Origin of the sequence: Parafrankia elaeagni (assembly GCF_000374165.1) — a bacterium.
Taxonomy (GTDB): domain Bacteria; phylum Actinomycetota; class Actinomycetes; order Frankiales; family Frankiaceae; genus Parafrankia; species Parafrankia elaeagni.
The window spans coordinates 1-26,318 of record NZ_KB893712.1; the positions used below are offsets into that span (position 1 = coordinate 1).

Annotated in this window: 21 protein-coding genes and 1 tRNA gene; 8 read left to right on the forward strand and 14 right to left on the reverse strand. The window is 71.5% G+C overall.

Features of this window, described 5'->3' with window-relative positions; translation table 11 throughout:
* Positions 1-4 precede the first annotated feature (4 nt).
* On the reverse strand, positions 5-817 hold the full coding sequence (locus tag B207_RS36740) for a transposase family protein (RefSeq protein WP_018635919.1): 813 nt from the start codon (positions 815-817) through the stop codon (positions 5-7).
* Positions 818-1,108: 291 nt separating this feature from the next.
* Between B207_RS36740 and B207_RS0107580 the strand changes: the two genes are divergently transcribed.
* Positions 1,109-1,426: a helix-turn-helix domain-containing protein gene (locus B207_RS0107580; protein ID WP_018635920.1), complete on the forward strand. Its 318-nt coding sequence runs from the start codon at positions 1,109-1,111 to the stop codon at positions 1,424-1,426.
* A 92-nt stretch (positions 1,427-1,518) separates the two neighbouring features.
* Here B207_RS0107580 and B207_RS0107585 read toward each other — a convergent pair.
* The 3 genes from B207_RS0107585 to B207_RS0107590 all read right to left on the reverse strand — a co-directional run bounded on the left by B207_RS0107585 (position 1,519) and on the right by B207_RS0107590 (position 7,104).
* Positions 1,519-1,591: transfer RNA gene (locus B207_RS0107585), tRNA-Arg, on the reverse strand.
* Between the two features lie 251 nt (positions 1,592-1,842).
* Entirely contained in the window at positions 1,843-2,100 is a 258-nt protein-coding gene (locus B207_RS38050) for a hypothetical protein (protein WP_195905256.1), read from the reverse strand.
* Positions 2,101-2,238: 138 nt separating this feature from the next.
* On the reverse strand, positions 2,239-7,104 hold the full coding sequence (locus B207_RS0107590; protein ID WP_026310795.1) for a BTAD domain-containing putative transcriptional regulator: 4,866 nt from the start codon (positions 7,102-7,104) through the stop codon (positions 2,239-2,241).
* Positions 7,105-7,459: 355 nt separating this feature from the next.
* Between B207_RS0107590 and B207_RS0107595 the strand changes: the two genes are divergently transcribed.
* Positions 7,460-8,191 (forward strand): hypothetical protein, encoded by a 732-nt coding sequence (locus tag B207_RS0107595; protein ID WP_026310796.1) that lies wholly within the window; start codon positions 7,460-7,462, stop codon positions 8,189-8,191.
* Between the two features lie 67 nt (positions 8,192-8,258).
* On the opposite strand, the gene rpsD is transcribed toward B207_RS0107595, so the two are convergent.
* Positions 8,259-8,864, reverse strand: a complete 606-nt coding sequence (rpsD, locus tag B207_RS0107600) for a 30S ribosomal protein S4 (RefSeq protein ID WP_018635922.1) — start codon at positions 8,862-8,864, stop codon at positions 8,259-8,261.
* Between the two features lie 62 nt (positions 8,865-8,926).
* Here rpsD and B207_RS0107605 point away from each other — a divergent pair, with 62 nt between their 5' ends.
* Positions 8,927-9,724 (forward strand): hypothetical protein, encoded by a 798-nt coding sequence (locus tag B207_RS0107605; RefSeq protein ID WP_018635923.1) that lies wholly within the window; start codon positions 8,927-8,929, stop codon positions 9,722-9,724.
* A 30-nt stretch (positions 9,725-9,754) separates the two neighbouring features.
* Here B207_RS0107605 and B207_RS0107610 read toward each other — a convergent pair whose 3' ends face one another.
* From B207_RS0107610 to B207_RS0107625, 4 genes are all read right to left on the reverse strand, one after another.
* A complete protein-coding gene (locus B207_RS0107610; RefSeq protein ID WP_026310797.1) occupies positions 9,755-10,042 on the reverse strand; it encodes a hypothetical protein in 288 nt (95 codons plus the stop codon).
* Positions 10,043-10,144: 102 nt separating this feature from the next.
* Positions 10,145-10,414, reverse strand: a complete 270-nt coding sequence (locus B207_RS0107615) for a hypothetical protein (protein WP_018635925.1) — start codon at positions 10,412-10,414, stop codon at positions 10,145-10,147.
* Between the two features lie 161 nt (positions 10,415-10,575).
* Entirely contained in the window at positions 10,576-15,456 is a 4,881-nt protein-coding gene (locus B207_RS0107620; protein ID WP_230204898.1) for an FtsK/SpoIIIE domain-containing protein, read from the reverse strand.
* Between the two features lie 66 nt (positions 15,457-15,522).
* Positions 15,523-16,527: a sensor domain-containing diguanylate cyclase gene (locus B207_RS0107625; protein WP_018635927.1), complete on the reverse strand. Its 1,005-nt coding sequence runs from the start codon at positions 16,525-16,527 to the stop codon at positions 15,523-15,525.
* A 508-nt stretch (positions 16,528-17,035) separates the two neighbouring features.
* Between B207_RS0107625 and B207_RS0107630 the strand changes: the two genes are divergently transcribed.
* The gene (locus tag B207_RS0107630; RefSeq protein WP_084692041.1) at positions 17,036-18,604 is read left to right on the forward strand and encodes an ABC transporter substrate-binding protein; all 1,569 of its coding nucleotides are present in this window, start codon (positions 17,036-17,038) and stop codon (positions 18,602-18,604) included.
* A gap of 102 nt (positions 18,605-18,706) precedes the next feature.
* Here B207_RS0107630 and B207_RS0107635 read toward each other — a convergent pair whose 3' ends face one another.
* Positions 18,707-19,933, reverse strand: coding sequence for an ABC transporter substrate-binding protein (locus tag B207_RS0107635; protein ID WP_018635929.1), 1,227 nt, complete (start codon positions 19,931-19,933; stop codon positions 18,707-18,709).
* Between the two features lie 773 nt (positions 19,934-20,706).
* Between B207_RS0107635 and B207_RS41160 the strand changes: the two genes are divergently transcribed.
* Together B207_RS41160 and B207_RS41165 are read left to right on the forward strand one after the other, a co-directional pair.
* On the forward strand, positions 20,707-20,859 hold the full coding sequence (locus B207_RS41160; RefSeq protein WP_018635930.1) for a hypothetical protein: 153 nt from the start codon (positions 20,707-20,709) through the stop codon (positions 20,857-20,859).
* Positions 20,860-20,910: 51 nt separating this feature from the next.
* Positions 20,911-21,312 carry a hypothetical protein gene (locus B207_RS41165; RefSeq protein ID WP_018635931.1) on the forward strand — a complete coding sequence of 134 codons (402 nt, stop codon included), beginning with the start codon at positions 20,911-20,913 and terminating at the stop codon, positions 21,310-21,312.
* Between the two features lie 127 nt (positions 21,313-21,439).
* Here the strand turns inward: B207_RS41165 and B207_RS0107650 are convergent, their stop codons facing one another.
* From B207_RS0107650 to B207_RS0107660, 3 genes are read right to left on the reverse strand one after another with little or no spacing between them, the layout of a single operon-like run.
* Positions 21,440-21,877, reverse strand: coding sequence for a VOC family protein (locus B207_RS0107650; RefSeq protein ID WP_018635932.1), 438 nt, complete (start codon positions 21,875-21,877; stop codon positions 21,440-21,442).
* A gap of 2 nt (positions 21,878-21,879) precedes the next feature.
* The gene (locus B207_RS0107655) at positions 21,880-22,482 is read right to left on the reverse strand and encodes a DinB family protein (RefSeq protein ID WP_018635933.1); all 603 of its coding nucleotides are present in this window, start codon (positions 22,480-22,482) and stop codon (positions 21,880-21,882) included.
* Positions 22,483-22,541: 59 nt separating this feature from the next.
* A complete protein-coding gene (locus B207_RS0107660; protein WP_018635934.1) occupies positions 22,542-22,760 on the reverse strand; it encodes a hypothetical protein in 219 nt (72 codons plus the stop codon).
* Between the two features lie 300 nt (positions 22,761-23,060).
* On the opposite strand from B207_RS0107660, the gene B207_RS0107665 reads away from it, so the two are divergent.
* Entirely contained in the window at positions 23,061-24,092 is a 1,032-nt protein-coding gene (locus B207_RS0107665; RefSeq protein WP_018635935.1) for a S1 family peptidase, read from the forward strand.
* Between the two features lie 146 nt (positions 24,093-24,238).
* Positions 24,239-24,859: a ribosomal L7Ae/L30e/S12e/Gadd45 family protein gene (locus B207_RS0107670; RefSeq protein WP_154675200.1), complete on the forward strand. Its 621-nt coding sequence runs from the start codon at positions 24,239-24,241 to the stop codon at positions 24,857-24,859.
* On the opposite strand, the gene B207_RS0107675 is transcribed toward B207_RS0107670, so the two are convergent.
* Positions 24,778-26,238 carry a DUF2252 domain-containing protein gene (locus B207_RS0107675; RefSeq protein WP_018635936.1) on the reverse strand — a complete coding sequence of 487 codons (1,461 nt, stop codon included), beginning with the start codon at positions 26,236-26,238 and terminating at the stop codon, positions 24,778-24,780. The two genes, B207_RS0107670 and B207_RS0107675, sit on opposite strands and share 82 nt — an antisense overlap.
* Between the last annotated feature and the right edge of the window lie 80 nt (positions 26,239-26,318).

Genomic DNA, 26,318 nt, shown 5'->3' on the forward strand with positions numbered 1-26,318 from the left:
GAAGTTATTCAGAAACTCTCTTGATCCTCTCGAAGCTCAGTATTCGTTCGGATTGCTGTTCGTTGATTTTCTGGAGGCCGACGGCAGCCTGGACGTCGGCATCGATGCGACCGAGTTCGCTGCGGTGGCGGGTGGTGAGGATCCGCCAGTTCTTCGTGTGGGCGACTCCCCATTCGGCGGCGACCCGGACGGACGCGAACGCGGTGTTGAGCTGCTTCTGCCAGCCGGGCAGGGGTGTTCCGGGCTTCTTTTTCAGCGGGGTGTGGAGGGTGGGTTCGCCTTCGTAGCCGAGGTCGGTCAGGCAGCCACCGGAACGGTGTACCACCCGTGTCCAGCCGGCTTCACGGAAGCAGTGCACATCATGCCAGCTTCCCGGGAAGGCACGGCTGGCTCCGAGGAGCCGCCCGTGCAGGTCGACGGCGAGTTGGACGTTGACGCCGTGGCGGCGGTGCTTGCCGGACAGAAGATCGTCGCGATGGTGCCAGGCGAACGTCGGGATCAGAGTCCCGTCGATCAGGCAGACCAGGCCCTTGACCTGCCGGGACAGGGCCTCGGTGGTGGTGCCGAGAGCGTCGGAGAGGAAGGTGACCATGATCTGGTGGTAGGTCCAGGCGGTACTGATCCCGATCCCGAAGTCCTCCGCGAGTTCCTGGTAGGTGGCGTTGCGCCGCAGCCGGCACAGGGCCAGCCGCAGAGCACCGACCAGATCGAGACCGCGGGGACGGCCCTGGGCACGATGCCAGTCGGGGAAGTGTCTCTCGGCCATCGCGACGACGACGTCGGCGGCTTTCAGGCTCAGCCCGGGAAGTCGATACACTGGGAGCACCCTCTTCGTGGTCGATGTGTTTTCTTTGGTAAGACTCACATGCCACGAAGGGGGCCTCTCATGCCGGTACCGGGCGCGAGCTCCAGAAATCCTGGACGGAACGCGTAAGGATTTCCGGTTCGTTGCCGCCAGGGGGTTTCTGTCCGGGTTGCCCGTTTCCTGTTCCGGCGGAATTTTGGGCAGGGTCTGATCGAACCAGCTGATTATCGCATGCGAAACCGACTATTCCGAGTTTCGGAAAAACTCCCTGGTGGAACGCGGCGAGGAAGAGAGCTATCAGCGATGAGCGGCTACACACGGTGGTCTGACATCCGTGCCGAGCAGGTCGCCCGGGCCGGCGGGGAAGACGCGGTTGCTGCCGGCCGCCAAGAGCTCCTCGCGGTCGCGGTGGGTCATCGGCTTGCTGAAGTGCGCAGGGAGCGGGGCCTGACGCAGGCGCAGGTCGCGGAGCGGATGGGTGTGACCAAGGGGCGGGTTTCGCAGATCGAGCAGGGTTCGTTGTCCGGTCAGGATGTGGTTGCTCGCTACGCCGCTGCGCTCGGTGGCCGGCTGCACCAGGCGATCTACTTCGATGACGGGGATATCGCCGCTCTCGCATGAGAGCGACAGTGCCGCTGCATCCGTTGCTGGAGAAAGCCCAAAGCCCCGCGCCGTGTTATCGGCTGCGGGGCTCTGGTCTGCCTCAACCAGCGTGCGCTCGGAGGGACTCGAACCCCCAACCTTCTGATCCGTAGTCAGATGCTCTATCCGTTGAGCTACGAGCGCCTGCCGGTCACTCTCGCGGCCGGCTTGGCCAGCTTACAGCACACGGCGCGGGACCCTCGAACCGCACCCCCGGCTCGGAGCCGTCCTGCGTCGCACCGTCCGGCGAGCTTCCGCCGCAGCCTCCAGCGTCCCGGCCGGCGGCGCCTGGTGCGGCGATCAGACCGGAGCACGTCCGTCCCGAGCGTGGGTGACGGGCGACCGGCGACCGGTCGGCGGGAGCAGGCCGGTGCGGTCAGTAGGCGGTCGGATGATCAGCGGGCGCGGGCGCGGGCGCGGGCCGTGGCCGGGCTCGGGAGCTGGTGTAGTTCGACGTCGGCCAGGACGCCGTCCTGGATGGTCGCCTGAAGGTGGGGTGGGGCTGTCGGCGGCGGTCGGTGGGGGGAGCCGGGGTTCAGGAGGCGGAGCGGGCGGCCGCTGCCAGGGCGTGGCGTCGTGGTGTCCCAGGGGATGCGGGAATGACCGAAGACGATCACATCGGCGTCAGGGGGCGGTGGCCAGGCGGCGTTCACGGCCGGTCGCGGGCGCGCGCCGGGATGTGGGTGTCGGCCACGATGACGAGACGCATTCCACCAGTGTCGGCCGGGTGCGGCCGGCGGTCAGTCCTCAGGGTCGGTGGGGCTGGTGGTCCGATGGTCTGGTGCCGGGCGTCAGTGGCGACGGCGACGGAAGCCGGGCAGCAGTTCCTGGACGAGTGCGTCTGTTTCCGGTTCGAAGCCCCGAGCCCGCTGGCCCTGCTGGCCTGCCTGACCTGTCTGGGCCGGAGTGGCTGGCTGGGCCGCGACGGTGCGGTAGAGCTCGGCGGCGACGGCCTCAAGGGTGCGGCGGTCGCCCCGGGCGGCGACGGTGCGCAGCAGGTCACGCCACAGTGCCTCCGCGTCCGGGACGGCGCGCAGGCCGGTGCGGCACGCGGCCATCGCCGTGATCGTGTCGCCGTAGTCCAGGGTCCGGGTGGCGAGCTGGTGTGCCGCGTCGACGACGGCTTCCCGCATGGTGCGTTCGACGGGCGTCGACCAGACCCACGGGTACCGGCCGTCGGGCAGGTCTGACCACAGCGGTCCGCTGATGAGGTTCAGCGCGTCGCGCAGGTCGGACTGCGGGTCGCTGGCGTCGTCAGGCCGGGCGGCGCGGTGGACGTAGGCCACAAAGAGTTCCCAGTCGCAGCGGACGTCCGCGCTGAGCACCCAGAGCCCGTCGGGGCCGGGCTGCAGACGGGGCCGGCCGTCGGCGTCGACGCCCAGCCAGCTTCGGGCGGCGATGAGCAGCGCCTGCGCGCCCGCGGCCGGTCCGCCCGCCGGGTCCGCCGGGTCGGACAGGTCAAGATCGAGGATCGTGGCCAGCTCCTCGGGGTACACGCCGTCCCGGTGCAGGGAGAGGAAGACGACCACCTCGGTGAGAAGGTCTGCCTGCTCAGACGCCAGCGGGCCGGACGCGCTGACGGACGGATGGCCGAGTACCCGCACCTCCGCCTCGGTGGGTCCGGCCGGGTGCGGCTCGAGTCGCGGCAGAGTCGCCAGGACGCCCTCCGGGGGACGGCCGGCTGCTGGATGGTCGTACCCGGGGTACGCGTCGCCTGGATGGTCCGGCGATGGTCCCGCGGCGGGCACGGGGGCCGGCGCGTAGGCCTGGTCTGGTTCGTAGGCGTGGTCGGTTCCGTAGTCCTGTGTCGGGGCGTAGCGCTGTTCGGGCTCGTAGCCCGGGTCTGGTTCGTAGCTCGGCTCGGAGCCGTAGGCCTGGTCATGCTCGTAGGCCGGGTCGGGTTGGTGGGTCTGGGCGGGCTGGTAGGCCTCGGGTCCACGGCCCTGGTCGGGAGCGTAGGCGGGTGCCTGCGCCGGCGCCTGGTGGTGCGGCGGGATCTCGTTCGGCGGTGGCAGCGGTGGTGGTGGCGGGTAACTGCCGCCCCAGGAGACGTAGTCGTCCGCGCGGGACTCCGTGACGTCCTGGTATTCCTCCGGCCAGTGCGCCGCGCTCTCCTGCTGGACGGGTTCGGCCGGCTGGTTCCACCCGCCCGGTGCCTGGCCGCCCGGTGCCTGGCCGCCCGGTGGGTGGCCGGTCGGCGGGTGGTCCGGTTGGTCTTCGCCGGGCGAAGCGGGGTTCTGGCTGTGGGACGGCGGGACCAGCAGAGTCCGCGGGATTCTGGGAACGTCCGTCGGGCGCAGGGGTGGTCCGTCCGGACGAGCCAGGTAGGCAGGCGGCGGATTCGGAGCGGCTGGTCGTGAGGCAGGATCCGGCCGGGCGGGCGGTCCGGGCGGCGGCGTCCACGGCACGGCGCCGGGTATCGACCCGGAGACCCGGGGCGGACGGGTGCCCTCCGGGCTGCCTGCTTCCACCGGCGTCGGCGGCACCGGTGGCAGGGTCTCGTGGGGGTAGGCAGGGGCGCCGTCCGCCTCGCGCGGGGTGGCAGGCCCGGTTGACGGGGCCGGCGGTGCGGTCGGCCGTGCTGCGTGGGCCGGACCGGCGGTACCGGGCAACGGCGGCGCCGGCGGCCTCGCCGGCGGCCTCGCCGGCGGCGGTGGCAACGCGGACGGTGCGGGCTGGCGCAGGGGACCGGTGGCGTGCCGGGGATCGGCAGATCCGGCCGCGGTCTGCCCCGGAACGGGCTGCTCGGACGTCTGTGGGTAGATGCCCGTGCGGACCATCGGGCCGGTCTGGTCCGAGGGGGTGGTCCTGGCCCAGGCCTGGTGCTGCGGCGTCGGCCGGGCGCCGGTCTCGATGCGGAACATCGCGAGTACCGCCGCGTACTCGGCCGCGGCGAGGGTCTGGGCGTTGACCTCGACACCGAGGACGCCGAGCGACATCCGGGCGTCAGAGCCGACGGCGAAGCGCCAGCGGGCCGCCGGGCTGTCACCGACCAGCAGGACACCGACCGTGCCGTCGCGGCCACTGGCGAGTCCAGCCAGCCGTTCGGCGTCGGCGGAGGTGGGCGGGCCGGCCAGGACCAGCAGGTCAGGTGACCATACGGCCTGCGCGTGTGCGGCCTGCCGCCCGCGCAGCGCGGCGCCCGGCTCGTTGCCCCAGGCGGTGTCCCGGGGCTCGCGGGCCTCCAGCTCGTCCAGGACGCCGGCGAGGCTCGGCGACGTCCGCAGGCGCCCGGGGGCGATGGGGCTCGGGTCGTCCGCGAAGCCGACGAGGCAGACGCGCAGGTCGTCGGACCAGATGTTGGTCGCCAGCTCCACCGCGACGGAGATGGCCACCTCGCTGGCCACAGCCGGATCTCCGGTGAGCGCGATCATGCCTGGTGCGCCCTCGAGATCGACGAGGATGCGGCAGCCGGTGTCGTCCCGCCCGACGGTGACCAGGCCGGGGTAGGGGGCGGGGACATCCGTCGACAGGCTGGCACTGGCTTCGAACGGGAGCCCGTCCGGCGCGTCCGGGTTTCGCTCGATCCGCCACGACCCGGGGTTGTTGCCGACCCGCCAGGGCGCCGGCGGCGGCTCGCTGACAGCCGGCGCCATGTGCAGGACGAGGGCGGAGTCGGTGAGGATCGCGGCGTACACGGGCGGCAGCGCCCGGCCGCGCGCGGTGAGGCCGGCGGACAGCAGCCGCAGCGAACGGTCGACGAAGCGGGCCGACGGCAGATCCGCGGCGAGCCGCAGGGCATGCTCGATCTCGGCGGAGAACGGGTCCGCGTTGGACTCGCCGGATCTGCGCCTGGTCAGCGCGGTGAGGACGCCGGCGGCGAGGAGAGCCGCCCCGGCGATTCCTCGGCCGCCGCCGATCCGGCCCGCCCCGTGGCCCGGCGCAGAGTGAGGTCCGCCGTCGTAGCTGGGGGAAGCCCCGGCCGCGCTGGCCGTGTGGCCTGCTCCGACACCGCCGGGCATGTCCGGAGCGCCACTGCCGGTGGTCGGCCTGGAACCGGGCCAGCCACCCGGCGCACCCGGCTGGCCGCCCGCCGGCCCCTGCCAGCCTGCCGCTTCTCCCCATGCCGCGTCCGTGACACCTGTGTTGCCCGCCCTCGCTCCGGTCGCGCCCGCACCGCCCGTACCGGTCGTACCGGTCGTACCGGTCGTGCCCGTCGCTCCGGCGCCCCAGGCACCGGGTGTGCTCGGCCCGGCCGGTGTGCCGGCGGTGCCCGTCGCCGTGGCGCCGGCGGGGTGCCCGTGGCCGGGCGGGCCCGAACGCTGGTTGGCGAAGTGCGCGTGGACCTCCTGGACCCATGACCCCTCGCGATGCGGCACCCGGATCGTGCGGACCTCCTCGCCCGCCGCGTCCGGGGGCAGCAGCAGCACCCAGCCCGGGGCGACGAGCGACGGCCGGGTGAGGACCTGCCCGTCCGGCTGGACCCGGCCCTCGTTCAGGGCGAAGATCTCGCGGTAGCGGAGGCTGTCGCCGAGCAGGCGCTGCGCGATCGCCCACAGGGTGTCGTGCTGACGGCCGTCCGCCGGCCTGACCTCGCAGAACCTGACGTCGACCCCGTCGGGGAAGAGGTCCGCCGGGCTTTCCTCGCCGGTGGTCAGCTCACGAAGCGCGGAAGCCTGTTCGTCCCAGCGGTAGCGCCGCATCCGGACGGCCGCCGGATCCCCGGCGTCGTCCGCGCCGGAACCCGCCCTCGCGGTGGGCGCCACCGCCGCCGCGGCTCCTGCTCCTGCGGCTGAGCCCGCTCTCACCGCGGGAACCGGTTGCCCCGACGTATCCGGCCGCGTGATGGCCTGGCCGGTCGGACCGGCTTCCGCGGTCTGGCCGCGGCTCGTCTGGGCGGCGGTGAGCCCGCGGGCCAGGCGTGAGATCGCGGCGGGGTCTGAGCGGCGCAGCGGCCCGGTGATCGACCCGGCGGGCGACGGACGGGAGGGCCGGCCGTCTCCGGCCAGCGGCGCGCCCTGCCCGGTGCCGGGGCCGGGCGTCCCGGCGGGGGGCAGGGCGGGGGCCGCCCGCCCTGCTGCCCGACCGCTCCGGTGGGTGGTGCCACCGCCGGCCCGCCCGGCGCCGTGGGTGCGTTGGCCGGCGTGGGCGCGGCCCGCAGGCAGCTGCCCGGTGCCCGGCCGGACCACTGTGCCGCCACGGCTGGACGGATCGGGCGTACCCGACGAGCCGGGTGATCGCGACGAACCGGTACGCCGGGGCGGCGGGGCGCTGCCCCGGCGCCGAGACGGGGGCGAGGCGGCGGACGAGGGGGACGGTGCCGAGGTGAACTGCAGAGTGTCGCTGACCAGCCGGCGGGCCAGGAGCTGGCTGCCGCCGCCGAAGGGGATACGCGGCGCGAGCCCCGTCTCCCGGCGCTCGGCCCGCCATTCGGCGATGACACACACCAGGAAATGGGCCCAGAGCAGCCAGGCCGCCAGCACCATGATCCGCAGGATCTTGGGTGCGCCGAAGTCACCAGTGAACGCGCCCGAGTCGCCGAAGGCGGCGGACAGCGGGGTACCACTGAGAACAAGTAGGAGGACGGGAACGCCGACTCCGAGTGCCAGCAACAGCACGACACCCGAACCGCCGCCCCGGCGCGCACCGTTGCCCGCGGTCGGTCGTGAATTGCCCGTCTGGCTCACACTGTCACAGTCCACCACGAGTGGGCTCACTACAGGTCATTTTTCGATCTGTCGGTCGATGGGTTCACACGAATGACACACGCTTGCTGACTGTCACGACCAGGACAGGGCGACCGTTCGCTGCCCGCCGGCATGCCGGGGCGTCTCCCGGCCGCGCAGGGGCGGCGCGCACGTCAGCTGCGGCTTCCGGTCTCGCCACATGATTCGACGCCCGCTTTGCCACTTTTAGTACGGTTGTGCATACCTTTGCCAGCTAGGTCGTTTGAAGCGTGAAGCCGACCACGACGTGCTGAAGTGCCAATCAGTACAGGTGCGTGTTCGAGGTGTCAGGCCCGAGCGCCCATCGGGCCAGCGCGAGTCAGACCGGAGCAGAGGACGACCAGGGGTGCAGAGGCATGCAGGGGGGCGGCAGGGCAGACCTCACCGGTTCACCATCACGGTGCCGGACAGCTGGTTCGTGCTGGACACCCAGACCGCCCGCAGCGCGACCGCCATCGCCCGCATGGTGACCGCCCGAGCGCATGATCATCCTGTTCTGGTCGGCCAGGAGCCGACGATCGCCCGGATCCTGCGGGACGTCGCCGCCCGCGCCGACCGGCACAGGGCCGCCTACTGCGCGGTCATGGTCGAGGACGTCCGCGGTGACGGCCTGTCCGCCTGGGTCATGGTGTGCCTGCGCCCGACGAGTCAGCACATACCCGACCTGCCTCGGCAGGAACGTCCCGCGGGGGCCGATCGGCCGGCCCGGGCCGGCGGGACCGCCCGGGAGGCCCGGGCCGCGCAGGATGGCCGGCCGATCCGCCGGACGGGCCCGGCGGATCGGCCGGACCATCCAGGCGATCCGGACCACCCGGATCTGCGCCGCTGGCGCCGGGTGGGGGCCGTCCACCTCCCCGCGGCCGGACTCGCCACGCGGACTGTCCGGGTCGAGCCACAGCGGTCGACGGACGGCGAGGAGACCTTCCAGCTGGTGATGCGCACGACCGTGCCGGTGCCCGGAGTCGACCGCGTCGCGGTGATCGCCTGTGCCAGCCCCAACACCGCGCTGGCGGCGGCGCTGCACGATCTGTTCGACGCGGTGACCGCGACCTTCGGTTTCGTCCACGAACAGCCCTGACCGCTCAGCCCGCCTCGTTCGGCCCGCCTCGTTCGGCGGCCGGTGGCCGGTTTCTCGGCGGGCCCTGTCAGCGGGCGTAGTACTCGACGACGAGCTGCTCGTCGCAGACCACCGGAATCTCCGGTCGGGTCGGCCGCCGGTTGAGGACCGCGACCAGCGTGCCGCGATCGACGTCGAGGTAGGTGGGCGGGGGAGCCCCGCCCGGCTGGCTCTCGGCGACGATTCGGAACGGCGCCATGGTGCGGCTGCGGATGGTGACGGAGACGACATCGCCGGGCTGCACGCGGTAGCCGGGCCGGTCCACTCGGCCGCCGTTCACCAGGATGTGGCGGTGGCTGACGAACTGGCGGGCCTGGTAGATCGTCTTGGCGAAGCCGGCGCGCAGGACGACGGCGTCCAGACGGGTCTCGAGGTCCTCGATCAGCAGGTGGCCGGTCCGCCCGTTCCCGCGGTCTGCCTGGTCGAACGCCCGCCGCAGCTGCTTCTCGCTGATGTGGTACTGGAAGCGCAACCGCTGCTTCTCCCGCAGTCGCTCCTTGTAGGGCGACATGGTCTTGCGGCCACGGCCATGCGGGCCCGGCGGGTACGGGCGGTTCTCGAAGTAGCGGGCCGCCTTGTCGGTGAGCGGCAGGCCGATGCTGCGGCTCAGTTTTGCTACCGGCTTGTGGCGCACACGTTCCTCCTTTAGGTTAGGTGTCCTTAAATAAGGCGAACCTAACCATAGTGGATCGAACGGTGGAGGAGCAGGTGGCGGACGGCACGATCGACGGGCCCGGGGCGAGGGGCGGGGCATGGGTGCCCGACGTCCCGGACGCCCGGGCGGCAATCAGGCAGGCGGCCCGCGAGCTGCTCCGCGCGGCTCCGTACGGAAGCCTCGTCCTGTGGGGCGGCCGACTCGTCCACGGCCTGCGCTTCACCTCCATAGCCCCGGTGCCGACCGGGTTCGCGCCGGCCGGCTGCACCCCGGTGGTGCCGGGCCTGTTCGAGCAGCTGGACGTCGGTGCGTCCGCCCGGCTCGTGATGCTGGCTCCGTTCCCGGTCGGGCGGCTTCTCGGCACCGAGGACCAGGCCTGCCGGTTCCAGGTCTGCGGCCCTGTGGCGGCCGACGGCTGCGAGTGGGTGTCGGTCGCCCTGGCCGGCTGGGTGGCGCGGGTTCCCGACGAGTCCGTCTCCGAGCTGGCGCTTGCCTTCACCGAGCGGCATCCCACTCCCGATCTGCTCGATCTGGGGAGCGCCTGGATGCTGCTGGAGATCGACCTCGCGGAGGCCACAGTCCGGACGCGTTCCGGCTGCATCCGGCTGGACACCGACGACGCGCTGGATCTCCTTCATGACCGCCATCAGGGTCCGGACCGCGGCCTCGACCGCGAACATGGCTCCGAGGCTGCCGGCCGCCGCCATGCCGACCGTGGCGACCTCCGTGCTCACGAAGACAGCCACGGAGGTTCCCGGGCCCAGGACTCGGAGCGGGATCCCAGGCCCGTGGCCGGACCAGGGGGCACACCCGAGCCCGGCAACGAGGCACGGTGGTGACGGCGACCGGCACCGGCTACCAACCCGCCGCTAACCCGCCGCCTGGATGTCTGCCTGGATCTCCGCCAGGCGGACCCGCAGCCGGTCGAGCTGGGTGTGCAGATCCGTCAGGGTGCGTTCGTAGGTGGGCCACACCGAGCTTCGGAACTCGGACGCGGTCCGGCCGTCCCAGTTCTCCGCGTCCAGCAGGGTTCGGGCGGTCGCACGCAGCCCGTCGAAATGGGTCACCAGCGGGCCGTTGATGATGCCCGCGAGCTCATCGACCGCAGTCGACGCCTGGGGCGTCGCACGTACGGTCACACCTGAACCTGTCGTCATCGCATCCTCCGGGGCAGGGGGAACCGCCGCAGGACACGGGTGCGCCCTGCGACTGGGAGAGAAGTGACGCCGGGCGTGGCGTCGGGACGAAACGGCTGGCGGTCAGCTGCCGGCGAGGGCGGTCCGCTGGTTGACCTCGGTGACGATGCGGGAGAGCTCGGCCAGATTCGTCTGGAGCGCGGACAGAGTGTTCTGCACCTCGGGCCAGATCTGGGTGCGGAACAGGTGGGCCTTCGGCCCCTCCCAGTTCGTCGGATCCGCGAGGGCGTTGCCGCGGGCGACGAGGTTGGCCGTCGTCGTCTGGAGATCGCTGAGCTGATGGCTCATCTGGCCGGCGGCGCTCTGGGCCGCGGGTGTGGTGACCGTGCGCATGGTGTGTTCCGTCCGTCCGGGTTCATGGGTCGGAGGCACGAGCGGTGGAGGGCCGCTCACTAGAGAGCAGAAGATGTGACCCATCCGATAGTCAAATGCTACTTTTTGTGTCGGTTCTGTCTATATCTGCTGTCGTTTCCTTGGAGCTGGCACCGTTTCCATCACGGGTGTGGATCAATGACCTGGATGGGCAGGATGCCGCCGCGCCGCAGGAGGAGCCCACGCCCCGGCGGATCGGGGCCGGCGCACAGGGCCCGCGGCAGTCGTACGCCGAACAGGTCGCCGTCGGCGGGCCCGGCCGGGCTGAGGAGAAGCCCGCATCGCGAGCGCCGGGCGTCCGCGACGAGCCCGCGGAACTGGTTCACCAGATCGTCGGTGGTGCCCGCGGCGACGAGGAGGTTCCCGCTGCCGCGGGTGTCGCGCCAGAAGGCCGCGAGGTCCTCACCGAGCGGGGCTGCCGCGAGGAGCTCGACGTCGTCGACGAGCAGCACGATGCGCACGCCCGGCCGCAGCAGGTGGGCGAGGCGTTGCGGCCCACCGCCGGAGACCTCCTCGATGATCTCGGCCCCGGTCTCGGCGGCGCAGGCGCGTAGCGGTGACGGTCGGGGGCTGACGATCACCATGCGACGCCCGTGCGCGTGGAGCCCGCGGGCGACAGCGATCAGTGCCGAGCTGCGCCCGGAGCGGGCCGGGCCGGCGATGACGAAACCCGGGCCGTCGGCCACCAGATCGACGCTGACTGATGCCAGGTCGTCCCCGCCGGCGCCGAGCGTGACCGGCAGGCGGTCGTTTGACCGCTGCGCCGCCTCGGGCAGGTCGGGCGAGCCGGGCACCCCGGGCGTATTGATGTCCGCGATGCCTGGGAGTGCGGCGAGGTCGTGACGGCTGACGCGGGCGGGCAGGACGTCGACCCGGAACGGCCGCGGGCCGGGCGGGGGATGTTGGCCGGCCGCCGTGCCCGGCCGGGAGGCGGCCGGGTCGCAGCGGGTGGCCAGCTGGCGCAGCGCGGCAGCCTGTGCGGCCCCTGAAGCGTCATCGTCCAGCAACGCCAGCTGGACCTCGACCGGCCCGCCGGCACCTTCCCAGGGTGGGCCGAGTCCTCTGCCGGCCCCGCCGGTCAGGAAACCGCGCCCGGGTGGAAGCGCCTCGGGTATCCGGATGCCGGCGAGCCCGGCGAGGCTGTAGTCGGTGTGTTCCGCCATCCTCAGTACCAGCCGTTGCTCGATGGTTGCCGCGAGGTGCCCGGTGAGCGTTCGGCGGTCCGCCGTCATCATGATCCGCAGGCCGACGGCGAGGCCGTCACGGGCAAGCGCCAGCAGCCGGTCGACGGCCACCATGCCCTCCAGGTCCTCGAACGAGGCGAGGAAGCCCTCGTACCCGTCGAGGAGAAGCAGGAGGTAGGGCGGGGGGGAGGCCCCCTGCGCCGGCCGCGTGGCGCGGGCTTCGGCGAGGTCCGCGAAGCCGCCCCGGGCGAGCAGAGCCTGGCGACGAGAGACTTCCCTGGCCAGCCGTGCCAGCAGTCGGTGCACCCGTTCGGTCTCGCTCCCGGCGACGACCGCGCCGGTGTGCGGGAGAGCGGCCACGGGGCTCAGGCTGTTGTTGCCACAGTCGAGGCAGTACAGGTGGACATCCGCGGGTGAGGCCGTACGGGCCACCGACCCGGCGAGGGTGCGCAGCGCTGTGGACCGCCCGGAGCGGGGTCCGCCGACGATCAGCAGGTGCGAGCCGTGCTCCAGGTCCACGGCGAAGGTTGGCTGGGCCTGTGCCCGGCACAGGTCCGCGAGTCCCAGTGGCACGGGGGCGAGGCCGCGGGGCGTCAGGCGGGTGCGGGGCGTGTCGACCGGCGGCAGCGCGTCGATCCTCGTTCGCTCCGGCAGCGGTGGCAGCCAGGGCCGGCGGGGGGCCGGGATCCGGCATGCCCGGGCGGTCTCCCGCAGGGCATCGGCAAGCCTGCGCAGGTCCGTCGGCTCATCGGCGGCGTGGGCGCCCGTGACCGGGGGGAGCTGTGCGGCCGTGCCGGTGGCCGCGTGGGCGGCGGCGGTGACGGCACGAAGGACCTCGTCCTGCGACGGTGGCCAGGGAAGGTCGACGACGAGCGGGCCGAGCGGGGCGCCGCCGGAACGTTCGCGGGCTCGCGGAGGGGGCCCGCCGACACGGGCGGTCTGAAAGATCTGCGGCGCGTTCTGCCCGACCCGCAGGATCGCGCGGCCGGGCGTTGCCACGGGCAGGAAGGCGGCGTCCGGAAGGCCCAGGACGTCTGAGCTCTCCGCCTGGTCGGTGACCCGGAGCGCGATCCGCAGGTTCGTGTTCGCGAGGATCTCCGGTGAGACGACGCCCGCCGGCCGCTGCGTCGCAAGAACGAGGTGGATGCCGAGCGACCGGCCGCGGCCGGCGAGCCCGACCAGACCGCTGACGAAGGCGGGGAGCTCACGGGCGAGCGCGGCGAACTCGTCGACGACGACGACGAGCCTCGGCAGTGGCAGTGGCAGTGGCAGTGGCAGCGGTTCGGTGAGGTCGTCGCGGCTGGTGCGGCCGAGGCCGGCGGGAGCCAGGTGGCGCCGGTGGTAGTCGTCGATGTCCCTGGCGCCGGCGCCGGCGAACAGGGACTCACGTCGGCGCAGCTCGGCTCCGAGCGAGTCGAGTGCCCGCTCGACCAGGTGCGGGTCCAGATCGGTCACCAGCCCGACCGTGTGCGGCAGCCGGGCGCAGTCGCCGAAGGCGCTGCCGCCCTTGTAGTCGACCAGGACGAAGGTCATCTCGTCGGGCCGGTTGCGCACCGCGAGCGCGGCGACCATCGACTGGAGCAGCTCGGACTTGCCGGCACCGGTCGTCCCCGCGACGAGGACGTGCGGCCCGTCGCTGCTCAGGTCGACACTGACCGTTCCGGCAGCGCCGGCTCCGAGCGGGAACGTGGTGGTGGCCGCGTGGATGACCCAACGTGGGGCGAGGGCACGGGGCGACGGCGGGTCGACTCCCAGCAGGTCCAGCAACCTGACGTCCGTCGGCAGGCCGCCGCCGGCGGCTCGCGGGCCGGCGTCACGGAGCGGTGCGAGCCCGCGGGCCAGTGTCTCGCACCAGCGGGCGGCCGCGGCCGCGGTTTCCCCGGCAACGCTCTGGGCCGCGACAGTTCCGGAGGGAGAGGTCATCTCGGCGGGAGAGGCTCCACCGGCGGTGGCGGGGAGGCCCACGAGGTCCGGGCGTATGCGGTCGACGTCCTCGCGGCCCTGCTGTCTGATCCGTGCACCGCTCCCGGCTGGCTCGACCACCGCCTGGCACTCGGGTGGGAGCAGCCGCGGATCCCGCTCGACGCAGATGACGTGGACACCGACGCGCGGACCCGAGAGCAGGACCGGGAGCAGCGATGCCCGCAGGCTCGCCGCCCCTTCGACGACGACGAGGACGGCCGGGCCCGGCTGGTCCTGGCCGGAGGCGCCCGGACCGCTGCCCCGCAGGCGGGTCTCGGTCAGGCCGGCCAGCTCCTCGGCACGCCCGGCCCGGCCCGGCTCGTCCGCGCCGATCTGGACGGCGCCCGGCGGACCTTCCGGCGGCCGGCAGTGCGGCAGCCACCGCGCCCACTCCCAACCGCGGGCCGGACCGGGCGTGACGATGAGGTGGATCGACAGGTCTCGCGGACTGTGCAGCGCCGCGGCCTGTGTGATCAACCAGGAACCGATCGCCTGGGCGAAGCCGTGCGGGCCGGCCACGCCGAGCACACCGACCTCGGGCAGCGCGACGGTGACGGGGGCGTCCCGCAACAGCCACCGGGTGGTCCTGCGATGGTCCGGCGCGGCCGGGTCGGTGAGTGAGACCCCGCTGGGCACGTCACCCGTACCGACCCGCAGGTGCAGGAAGTCGGGATCGTGGGGACGACGCTCCCAGAGACCACGCCGAGGACCCACCGCCCGCAGCAACACAGCCGCAGGATCGGGATGGTTCGTGCGGCGGGCGGCGGCCTCGTGGTCGAGCGCGGCGGTCATCTCCCGGTCGATCTCGGCGCGGGCCCGCTGGTACCCGGCGAGCTCCCGCCGGTACTCCCGCCTGCTGGCGCGCCTGCCGGCCAGGTAGGAGCCAAGGAGCGACAACGGGGCCAGCGCGGCGAACAGCAGAAGATGGGCGGCCTGGAAAACCAGGGCCATGCCGCCGGCGGCTGCGGCCGGCAGGAGCGCTGCCAACACAGGAAGCGGGGGCGCCGGGCGGGCTGCGGGGAGAACCGGGAGGCTGTACCGGACGTCGCCCGGCCAGCGGGCGAGACGCGGCTCGCGGCTGATCTCGAGGCCCCAGGCCCGTGGAGCCGGCCGGAGCATCGCGTCCGGCCGGTCGGGGGTGGTGAGCACGAGCGCCGTGGCTCCGGCCCGCAGGGCCACGTTCACGGGCGTGCCCTCGGGCCCGCGCGCCCCGAAGGCGACGGGCCCGGGTCGGTGGCAGCCGTCGATCCACACGTCGGCCCCGGCGGCGGGGGTGACCGATCCCGAGCCGTCCGCGTCGATCCGGAGGATCACGGCTCGGCGGGGCGCCGTGCGGTCGGGCAGGACGATGCCGCCGAGCGGATCCGTCCCCACGCCGTACTCGCCCGGGGAAAGCCGGCGCACCATGCCGGCGCCGGGCCCGCCGGTGACCCGGAGCTCGACCAGGCCGGTGCGTTCCCGTCGCGTGGCGCCAGGCGGGGAGCCGAGACGGACCTGGGCCCCGTCACGCAGCGGCGAGGTGTCCAGGCGGAGCTCCGGGGGTACGGCGATGCCGTCGATGTGCATCGAGGGCGGGCAGTCATGACCGTGCGGGCGGCCTGGCGGATGGCGTGGGCCGGGCCCCGGGGGATGCCGGCGCGGGCCCACGGCTGCTGGCGGCGTCATCAGCGCCGTGGCGATTGCTCCCAGCGGTGTCGCGCCGTCCGCGCGAATGAGGACGGTGCGCACGCCGGTCGCGGATGCCGGCCGCCCCGCGCTGTCGCCGTCGGCCTCCGGGCGGCGGGTGCCGGTGGAGCGGGTGCCGGTGGAGCGGGAGCCGGAGGGCTGGGCATCGGCTACGCGGAAGGGGGCCGTCACAGTGCAGGTGATCCACATGGCCGGCACGATACAACCCGAAACGGATCTGCTGCTCTCTGTAATTTTTTATATGGAGTTGTCGGATTCCGGCGGCTGTGGCGGGCCGGAACGTGCGGTGAGTGGGCCCTGGCTGCGCGCCCGCGCCCGCACGATCTCCTCGCCGGCCATCCTCACCAGGGCCATCGCGTCCGGCGGTGGAGGCACCGACGGGTCCAGCGGTGGCGACGCCGCGGGGGCGTCCTCGCCGGGCGGTGGTGCGATGTCCGGCCCGGAACGGAGCGTGCTCCCGAACGCGAGCCCGACACTGACCGTGATCCGTACGTCCCGGCCGTCGGCCTCCAGCGGCTCGGCCAGGCAGGAGCTCAACTGGTCCGCCAGGACCATCGCCGCCGGCCGGGACGTCCTGGTCGTCACGACGACGAACTGGTCGCCGCCCCAGTGGCCGAGCACGCCCTCAGAGCTGACGGCCTCCTGGAAGCGGCGGGCTGCGGCCTGCAGCGCCGCGTCGCCGACCGCGTAGCCGAATCTGCGGTTGACCAGGCGGAACTCGTCGAGATCCAGGAACAACAGGCCGACGTCGTCGCCCTCTGCCGGTCGCGTGCCGAGCGCGGCGTCGATCAGATCACGGAGAGCTGAGCGGTTCGGTAGCCCGGTCACCGGATCGTGGGTGGCGCGATGCCGCAGGGCCTTCTCGTGGTCGTGGCGTTCGGTGACGTCGTCGGCCACCACGACCAGGCCATCCCCCCTGCTGAGCGGCCGGATCCGGACGTCGACCCAGCGTTCCCCGCGAGGTGTCGTCACGGGCAGTTCGATATGCCCATGATCGCGGCGGGAGTTCAGCATCCGCCGGGTCAGCGCGCCGAGTGCGCGCAGCGGTGAGCTTCCCTGGGCGCCGGCCTCGCAGGCCGCGAGCCAGCTGGTACCGGGTCGGACAGGGACCACGACAAGACCCGCCGCGGCGCTTCGGCGCCAGGCGTCGTTGAGACGGATGACCGTACCGTCGGGCCCGAGTACGGCGATGCGGGACGGCAACGAGTCGAGGACCGCGGCAGCCACGTCGTCGGTGATCACCGATTCTCTGCTCCTTCCGGAGACTGCGGGCGGCGGCGCGGCGTCTCGCTCGCCTGGTGACCGTCCGTGACATCACGCCGGCGGTCACCGGGCGATGCTCGCGATCCTTGACGTCGAACTGACGCCCTGCCCGACAAAGACCCGTTCGGAGTGTGACCAATGCGTTCTGGTTGTGTGCTCTGCGTGATGGAATTGGGTTGTGTCGCAATCAGCGGATGCAATCGATGGCCGCGGGGGAGAGGCGCCGGCCCGCCGGCCTCCGCTGGCGCCCAGCACGGCGTCGAGATGGAGGAGCCCGCCCTGTCATCGACGAGTTCTTCGTGATCTGAGCAAATTGGCACCTCCCACGCTGCGGGCAGGGGAAAATAATCCCTACGGGAGTCCGGCCGGGCGTAGATAGCACTGCTGCCAGGAGATCGTCCGTTCCGGCATGGCGCGGCTCCGTGGCGACGCCCGGTAGCCGAGTGGTTCCCGCAGCTGATGGATGATGTCACGAAAGGGTCCGACGATGATCCGTGGAACGCGATTACTCGTAACCGCTGCGGCGAGTTCCGTGCTACTCCTTCTGGGAGCCTGCGGTGGTGGCGGCGATGATCCGAGAGGCGGCGCGGGGGGTGCGACGGGAGCCCCGGTGTCAGGCGGGGAAGGGCGGGTCCTCCTGCTGAATGATCCGCGTACGTTGGATCCCGCCGCACTGGGCAACGCCTATGCCTCCGGCGCACTGCTGGGGAACGCACTGTACGGCACACTGCTGGTCAATGACGAAAAAGGCGTGCTGCACCCCTCGATGGCCGAGTCGTTCGAGTCCGCCGACGGCGGCGCCACCTTCGAACTGAAACTGCGACCAGGGCTGGTCTTCTCGGACGGCTCCCCGCTGGACGCCGCGGCCGTGAAGTTCAACTGGGACCGGATCAAGGACCCGGCGCTCGGCTCCGTCAACCGGGCGGAGGCATCGATGATCGCCTCCTCGGAGGTGGTCGACGCCGTGACGCTCCGGGCGACCCTGGCCAGCCCAATCCCGAAGTACTCCGAAGCGGTCGTGACCACGGCGCTGAACTGGATCGCCTCACCGGCGGCGTTGCAGGCAGGCGGCCGGGCCTTCGACGAGAGACCGATCGGCGCGGGACCGTTCACGCTGCGTTCCTGGACCCGCCAGGCCGACATCCGGCTGGCCCGCAACCCGCGTTACTGGGACGCGCCGAAGCCGTACCTCGACAGCCTGGTGCTGCGGGCGGCCCTGGACAACAACCAGCGCTACAACACGTTGATCACCGGTGGGGCGGACATCGCGATCGACTCGAGCTGGGTGAACCTGGACAAGGCGGACAAGGCTGGTCTGGCGACGAACTTCCTCGAGGCGAGCGGCGGTCTCTTCGCGGCACTCAACATGCGCAGGGCCCCGTTCGACGACATCCGCGCGCGGCAGGCCTTCGTGAAGGCAATCGACCTGGAGGCGCTCAATCTCGCCGTCTACAACGGCACCGCCCGGATGACGGACTCCCTGTTCTCCGAGGCATCACCCTTCCACGCGGACAAGCCGCTCCAGAAGTTTGACCGCGAGGGTGCCCAGCGTCTCCTCGACGAACTCGCCGCCGATGGAAAGCCGCTGTCATTCACCTTTACCACCACGCCGAACTCCGAGAACCGGAAGATGGCGGAGAACCTCCAGGCGCAGCTCGCCAGCTACCAGAACGTCAGTTTCCAGCCACGAATAATAGAAATCGCCGAGTTCGCCGCGCTGCGGACATCCCACGACTATGACGCGGTGATTACCTCGGCGTTGTTCCAGGATCCGGACCCGCGACTGCCGACGGCCTTTCTCGGCAGTTCTCCGGCCAATCTTCCGGGCATCGACGACCCGGAGCTGAACACGGCCCTGCTGGCCGGACGCACCGCGACGTCCGACGGGGAACGGGCCCGGGCCTACGACACGGTGCAGGACCGACTGATCGAGCTGGCGCCCGCGCTGTTCCTCGCCCGCGGGCCGCTCGGCACGATCGGATCCAGGGACGTCGGCGGTTTCCAGCAGTACGGGCTCGGTTCACTCCTCCCGGAGGAGATCTGGATCAGCAAGTAACGGCGTGACCTGAGCACGGCGTGACCTGAGCGCGGCGGTCCCGGGCGGCACGGCGCCGGCCCGGGACCGCTGTCGCAGAGCTGGTTCCCTGCCCGGTTCTGGTCAGTCCTCGATCGGTGAGGTGCCGATCGGCCTGTACGCGGTGGGCTGGCCCTCGTCGTCCAGGATGGTGAGCAGGCCGCCGCGGACGCATACCGCCGGCGTCGACGGATAGGCCTTGCCGTTGCACCGGAAACGCAGTCCGGTCGCGCCGGGGAGGTCCTTCTCCGGCATGGATCTGACGGTAGTGGTGACCGTGGCCGGGGTGATCTCTCCGGAGATCCCCTCAAGCGCGGCCTGCAGACCCGTGACCGCCAGGAACATGATCATTCCTGATGTCCTGCTGGTGTCGATGCCGGAGCCGTAGGAGCTCGAGACCGTGTCGTACAGCCGGGTGGACGGATTGTCGGCCCCGACGGGAACCGAGGCCGCGACGGCCATGCCGTCGAGCATGTCCCCGGGCACGGCGGTCCGGGTCGCATCGCTGATGCACTGCGAGATGCCGCTGACATGGCCGGTGAACCCGACCGCCCGCAGGCCGTTCAGTGCACTGATGCAGAACGCGTCCGGGCCCACGATGTGAACGATTCCAGGGTCATCGGACGCGAGGCGCTGCATCTGAGGCGTCATGTCGGCGGTGCCCGGAGGAATCGCCACGCTGTCGAAGTCGATACCGGCCTGTTCGAACAGCGGGGGTGCGAGCACCTTCGACACGCTCACGGCGGACGGGACGTCGACGACGACCATTGTCACCTTCGATACCCGGTTGTCCTTCGCCAGCTGGATGGGAAGAGTGACATACGGGAAGATCAGGTCGGTCATGACGAAGGTCGAGTCGCTGTCACCCAGCAGTGCCGAGCCGGTCGCCACCGGAAAGATCACGGGTACCTGCGCGTCGTGCAGTGGTTTCCAGACGCCCTCCGGCGCGGCCAGCGACCCGGCGATGACCGCGACGACATTCTCCTCGATCATGCGGTTCGCGCAGTCCGCGCTCTTCCCCGGGTCCGCCAGCGACTCGCAGGCGATCAGCCTGATCGGGCGGCCCGCGATCCCGGAACGGTGCTCGTTGAGATACTTGACGGTCGCCTCCGCCACGCGCCCCTCGATCGAGGTGTCGCTGACCGGGCTCCTGCCATCCGAGATCAGCCCGACCCGGACGGGCTCACCCGTTGCCGCGGCGGCCGGGCCGAGCACCGCGGCGGCGGTGCCGGCGTCGCCGGTCGAAGGGTTCTCCCGCTCGTTCGTGTCATCGCCGCCGCAGGCGCCGGCGAGGAGCAGAAGGGCCGCCAACCCGGCGACGACAGGTAAGGCGGATAAGACAGGTGAGGAAGGTAAGGCAGGGCGGCCGGACAGGAATCGGGAGCGCGGGCGGGGCGTTCGCTTTTGCTCCGGGTCGCCGCCGGGGGCAGAGGGCGAGATTCTGGATTTTCGCACGTGGTGTCCCATCTCGTGGTAGCGCAGCCGTGTCGCCACCAAAGCGGTGTGCCGCGCCGCAGGTATCAGGCGGCCGGGCTGGGCTGCGATTCATCGAGTAACCAGGTGAGCTTGGATGTTCGCAACCTTCGACGTCCACGTCAACATCTGGTGTTTGGACCTGGCCGCGGCTGCGGAAATCACCGGCCGTTTCTGCCGGGCGCGCTGCTACCGGGCTGTCGCTTCCCGACGGCATTGACGGACAGTTCGGGCGGGTCGGACAGGTCGGGTGGGCCCGCCTCCAGCTCGCCACCCCGTTGCCGGGGCAGCGCGATCGGCGGATTCCTGTCGGCCGCGGGTGTCGCGCCGTCTGACGGGCTGGCGGAGCTGGCCGCACTCGCGGAGTTCGAGTGGCTCGCTGCCACGGGCTGGTCCGCGCCGTCAGGCTGGTTCGCCACGTCGGTTGGGAGTGCCGTTGTTCTTGCACACCCCTCTCCGGACACCGGCTCTACCTCTATCTACCCCCATAGATCGCGGACCACGAACTGTCGATCACAACAAACTGCCGCCAGCTACCCAGGACGAGAGCCGATCGGGGGAAGGTCCGTCTTAACACGCGTGATCTGCGTGCCCTCGAGTGGATCTTCGATATGTACGCGGTCTTCGAAAACGATCTGCCCGACGTCCTCGATCCCGCTCGGCCGATCTCGACGAACGCGGCGCGCTCGATCGTGACCAGGTGGGCGAGCGCAGGGGTTGCGTACGCCGAGCCCGTGCTGGCCAATCAGGGCCGCCTCGTCTGACTGACTTCGGACGGTGACCAGCTCGTCAGTACCAGTGAGAGGGTCTCGCCGGTGGTGGCACAGAGCGCGGCCACCACCGCTGTCCACCACGCGATGGTGGCCCGCGCCCGGCTGCGTCTGGAGCGCGACGGCGTCGCCGGCCTGGACGTCGACGGTTGGCTCAGCGAACGGCAATGGCGGGCGGAGAACCAGTCCCGGGTCACGGCCGGCGAACACGTCCCCGACGGAATAGCGCGCCTGGGCGATGGCCGCGCCTGCCTGGTGCGGGTCGGGCACACCAGGGTTGAATTCGCGCGAATTCAATCAATTTTTGAGGAGATTCTGGGGAAGTGCGGGACCGTCGTCGTGGCCGTACCCGGTGAGTTCGCGGCATTCGCGCAGTCGGCTCAGGGGGGCCCGACCTTCTCCGGACTCGAAGCCGACATCCACGGTCTGCATCTCATCGTAATCTGAGCGGCTGAGCGGCTGAGCGGCTGCCGGAGGTGCTGCCTTCGTGCGGTGGGAGCCGATGCGGATCCCGCCGCACGAAGGCAGCAGGCAGTCACGCGGTGTATCGCGGCTGTGGTGGTGTTCACGTCTGTCAGTCCAGACAGAACTCGTTGCCCTCGGGATCGGCCATCACAATGTGACCGGCGCCGAGCGGGGGAGCAGGCTCGTGGCGTCGGAGCCGGGTGGCGCCGTGGGAGACGAGTTGTTCGGCCGCCGCCTCCAGCGCCGCCATCCGTGCCTCCCCGTCGAGCCCGGGGGCGGCCCGCACATCGAGATGCACGCGGTTCTTGGTCTGCTTGGGCTCCGGCACCCGCTGGAAGAACAACCGTGGCCCGGAACCCGAGGGATCGACCACCGCCGAGGCGTCGTTACGGCTCCCGGGCGGCACGCCCATCGCCTCCAGGGCCTGTTCCCACGACTCGAAGCCGGCGGGCGGGTCCTGCAGCCGGTAGCCGAGCGCCTCGGCCCAGAATGCCGCCAGCCTGGCTGGGTCGGCGCAGTCGAACGTGATCTGCATACCGCGGGCCATCGTCAGCTCGCCTCCTGCCGGGTCGCCATCGTGGTCGTGGTCGGTTGTCCGGTGAGCTGGTAAAGGTCACGGATCAGGCACACTTCGGCCAGATGGTGGATCAGCTCACGGTGGATGTGAAGCGCCAGGGCGGCCAGCGGATACTCCGCATACGGCCCCTCCGCCTCGCCACACGGCCGTGCGAGGCCCGCCTCCTTCAGTGACTCGACTCCGGCCAGCCACCGGGCGTACTCCGTGTCGAGCTGGGCGAGCGCCGCAGCTGCCGTCGGGGCGTACTCGAACGAGAAGTAGTCGGTGGGCGGGCCCCCGAAGTGCGCCGCGTTGCGCATCGCGAGCACCCCGACGATGACATGCCCGAGCCGCCAGGCGATCGTCGTGAACGGAGACGGGTCGGGCGCCGGCACCGCGAAGTCGATGGTCATCGCGCCGGACCCGCCCTGGACCGGCGCGGAGCCGGTGCCGCGCGGGCGCACGTTCCAGCAGCCCGGCCCGGGTTCCCAGAAGTACTCGTCGTCGGTGAGCCCGTCGAGGCGATCGCGCAGCTGGTCGTCCCAGTGCGTGGCGATCTGGTCGCGTAGCAGGGGGTTCCAGGTCTGGTAGATCATGAGCTCACTATCCCCGGGATCGCGGACAGTTTCGGTCCTCGATGTGCCTGGCGGCATCTTCACTCCGTGACCCGTGACCCGTGACCCGTGACCCGCACCCCGGCTGCAAATGCCTGCACCAGGGGGCCGCGGCCGCCACGGGTGACGACGAGCGAGGCGTGCCGGAGGATCTCCGCCGTGTGATGCAGCACGAACCACCGCCCCTCGGAGGAGGGGCTCTCGGTTCGGCGGGCTCGATCACTGCCGGTCGTCACCAGCCCGCGCAGTGACAGGGACATCAGGGCGTGGGAGATCCGCCGCAGGCAACTCGGCCTGGCTCTGGAACGTGCTGGACATCGACACCAGGGCGAGAAACGCGCACCCGGCAAAAAGTCATTTTCAGGGCACTCGCCGAGATCGAAAAAAAGCTCACCGATATGACCGGAAACTGTCCGCGATCCGACTGAATAACTCCAGCTCCGTCTCCCTCGCTGTTTCATCCGTCGCGGATACGCTGCGTCCCGCGACTACCGGGAACACCGCGGCGTCGACGTCGTTTCCCCGCCCAGCAGGCGAAGGCCATCGAGGTCGACGGCCAGGTGCGTGGCAAGCTTGGATCGAGCTTCGGCGGAAGTTGGTTCGACGCCCAGTCCGGCCGGCTGGTCGTGGGCGTCACGTCCGAAGCCAGCGCGGCGCAGGTGACCGAGCTGGGCGCAACGCCCAAGGTCGTCGCGCGCAGCTATGCCGCGCTGGAGTCCATCGCGACCGAGCTCGACACCCTCGCCGGCAGGGCGCCCGAGAAGGCCGGCACCAGGACGGCGGCCGGAAAGCCGCAGGCTGCTGTCCAGGGCCTGGCGGGCTGGCACATCGATCCGACGACCAACAGCGTCGTCGTCTCCGTGGGCAGGGACAGGCTGAGCCGCCGCGCCCAGGAGAACCTGACCAGGTACGGCGACGCCGTGCGTACCGAGTACCTGCCTGCGGCGCCGACCACAACGGCCGACTACATGGACGGAGGCGACCAGATCAACGGCGGCTCCTGCTCCGCCGGGTTCAACCTGCGCAACCCCACGACCGGGAAGGGCTACCTTCTGACCGCCGGCCACTGCGTGAGTCTGAACCAGACGGTGACCGGGCAGGGCGGCTCCGCTTTCGGGAAGGTGGTGTCACGCTGGTTCCTGACCTATGACGACGCACTCGTCGAGGCCACCAACCCGGGTTACTGGATCCAGGGCCCCTGGGTCGACACCAACCCGTCCAACGGTGGATTCATCAACATCACCGGCTACACCGACGCCCCCGTCGGCACCTACGTCTGCAAGTCCGGTGTGAAGACGAAGATGACCTGTGGCAACATCACCGGCAAGGACGAGACGGTCACCTTCGACGGTGTCAACACGGTCTACGGTCTGACCCGGCGCTCGGCCTGCGTCGAGAAGGGCGACTCGGGTGGCGCCAACTACGCGCCCGGCGCCCCGAACCGGGCCGAGGGTGTCACCAGCGGTGCCGTGCTCTACGGGACGGGCCTGCGTTGTGGCTCGGCGATCGGCCAGCCGACCATCTCGTGGCACTTCCCGATCGCCGACAGCATCGCCTACTACAGCGTGGCCTACGGCGCCAACCTCTGGTAAAGGAAAAGTCAACGAAAGGTTTCCCGGCCGTGTTGTCACGGCCGGGGAACCCGTTTTCGTGGGCCAGGGTCGCGACCACCGCAGCCACCAGGACCAGTCACAAAGAATGTGCACGTCTGTTTCCGCGGCAGAGAGGGGCCGCCGGCATGGTCGGTCGGCAGCGAGTACTGGGGGCCGCAGTGGCCGTGCTGGTGCTGACCGCCGCGGCCTGTGCCCAGCGGCCGCCCACCGACCCGGGGGCATCGGGAGACCCGGCGCAGAGCAGCCCTCCACCCGACCCCCGGCCGGCTGGTCAGACACCGGCCATGCCGGCAGACACCGCTGTCGCCGCTGTCGCCGCTCGCCGGGAAGAGGCCGGCTCGCGACACCCCGAGCAGTACGCGGGGATCGAGGTGTCCGGCGCGACGCTGGTTGTCTACCGCCGCCCCGGCGGAGACCTGGACGACGCCGTGCGAGCCGTGGCGGGCGACACCCCCGTCGTGTTCCGGGACGCGCCGCACACCCGCGGCGAACTTGTCGCTCTCGCGGCGCGTATCCAGACCGATGCGGAGTACTGGGCGAACCGTGGCATGCCGATCTGGACCGTGCTTCCCCGCCATGACGGCGCCGGCGTCGAGGTCGGTACACCCGCCGGTGGCCCCTTTCCACCAGGGCGTGCGTTTTGCCCCGTTCCTGGCGAAGACGGTCAGCGAGCGGTGACGATGACCCGGCCGGTGCGGGCCGCCGCTGCCAGCGCGGCGTGGTCGGCCTCGTTCTGGTCGGCGTAGGCCTCGGCGAACTGCGCCACCGCTCGGTCGAACGCCCCGCCGGTGCCGAGGTAGGCCGCGATGGCGATGCGGTCGCCCGACCGTGCGTGGGCGCGGGCGAGGGTGCCGGCGCACAGCCGCCCGAACAGGGCCATGCCCGCCGGGACCATGTTCTCCGTCATCGCGACGCCCTTCCAGTCCTGCAGCTGCCGCAGGTAGAAGTCGCGCCGGCGCCCGTCGAGGCCATCCACGCGTTGCCAGCCGAGGAAGATGTCGCTGGTCGCCTGCATGAGCCGTTGCCCGGCGACCACCCGCTCACCCTGGTTGTCGTAGGCGCTCCCGGGCAGGTGCTCGGCGAGGACCGACGTTCCAGCCTCCTTGACCTGCAGCAGGAGAGGGTCGCCGTCGTCCCGGCCGAGCAGCAGGGCGACCCAGCAACGAGTGCCGACGCTGCCGACACCGACGACCTTGCGCGCGACGTCGACGAGCCGGTACTGGGCGAGCAGCGAGCGCCGATCGGTCGACAGGGTGGAGGAGTACCGGTCGACGACGGAGCCGAGCCACCCCATCATCAGGTCACGCTCGCCCCCGTCGAGCATCTCGCCGACCGGGACGAGCAGCGGCGGATCGGAGACGAAGCGCCGTGCGCCGTCAACCACCTCGGTCAGCTTGGCGAACGCCTTCAGCTGGTCACGCGACCGGGCGCGCGTCGTCGCCCGGGACAGACGCCTGGATTCCCGCCGGCCGAGGACGTCCGCGAACCGGGCGGTCAGCTCGTCGACGTCCACATGCGCGTACCAGACGTCGAGATTGGCCATCGCCGCGAACCGGTGCATCCACATGCGGTACGCCCCGACCGCCGCGGTGACGATCCCGCGTCGTGCGGCCGGGCGGAACCCGTTGGCGCGCCCGGCGATGACCAGGCTGGTGGCGAGCCGTTTCACGTCCCATTCCCAGGGGCCGGGCAGGGTCTCGTCGAAGTCGTTGATGTCGAACACCAGGCGCCGCTCGGGGGACGCCAGCAGCCGGAAGTTCAGCATGTGCGCGTCGCCGCAGAGCTGGACGCCGATCCCGGACGTCGGTGTCGCGGCGAGGTCCGCGGCCATGATCGCGGCGGCGCCCCGGTAGAACCTGAACGGCGATTCCAGCATGCGCTGGTAACGGAGGGGAACGAGCTCGGGCAGGCGGCTCCGTGACTGCCGCTCGATCACGTCGATCGGGTCGGCTCGGTCCCGCGCCCGGTCGTACTGTGCATGGCCCCCGCGCGGGGCCCGGCGCCGTGCGTCCTTCCCCCGGGCCGCGCGCTCGGTCGGTGTCGGCGCGGCCGTGTCGAGGGCCCGTCCGGCTGCCCGCGGCGGCGGGGAACCGTTCCTGGTGGGGCGGGAGAGAACCGCGGTCATCGTCGACCTTTCGTGGGCTCGTGCCGTGCAGTCGGGTGGGCTCGTGGGCTGGTGGGCTCGTGGGCTGGTGGGCTGGTGGG

Coding starts and splice junctions, on each gene's coding strand:
- B207_RS0107580 (WP_018635920.1), top strand. CDS start 1,109: ATGAGCGGCTACACACGGTGGTCTGACATCCGTGCCGAGCAGGTCGCC.
- B207_RS0107610 (WP_026310797.1), bottom strand. CDS start 10,042: ATGACGACAGGTTCAGGTGTGACCGTACGTGCGACGCCCCAGGCGTCG.
- B207_RS0107615 (WP_018635925.1), bottom strand. CDS start 10,414: ATGCGCACGGTCACCACACCCGCGGCCCAGAGCGCCGCCGGCCAGATG.
- B207_RS0107630 (WP_084692041.1), top strand. CDS start 17,036: ATGATCCGTGGAACGCGATTACTCGTAACCGCTGCGGCGAGTTCCGTG.
- B207_RS41160 (WP_018635930.1), top strand. CDS start 20,707: ATGTACGCGGTCTTCGAAAACGATCTGCCCGACGTCCTCGATCCCGCT.
- B207_RS0107650 (WP_018635932.1), bottom strand. CDS start 21,877: ATGGCCCGCGGTATGCAGATCACGTTCGACTGCGCCGACCCAGCCAGG.
- B207_RS0107655 (WP_018635933.1), bottom strand. CDS start 22,482: ATGATCTACCAGACCTGGAACCCCCTGCTACGCGACCAGATCGCCACG.
- B207_RS0107660 (WP_018635934.1), bottom strand. CDS start 22,760: ATGTCCCTGTCACTGCGCGGGCTGGTGACGACCGGCAGTGATCGAGCC.
- B207_RS0107670 (WP_154675200.1), top strand. CDS start 24,239: ATGGTCGGTCGGCAGCGAGTACTGGGGGCCGCAGTGGCCGTGCTGGTG.
- B207_RS0107675 (WP_018635936.1), bottom strand. CDS start 26,238: ATGACCGCGGTTCTCTCCCGCCCCACCAGGAACGGTTCCCCGCCGCCG.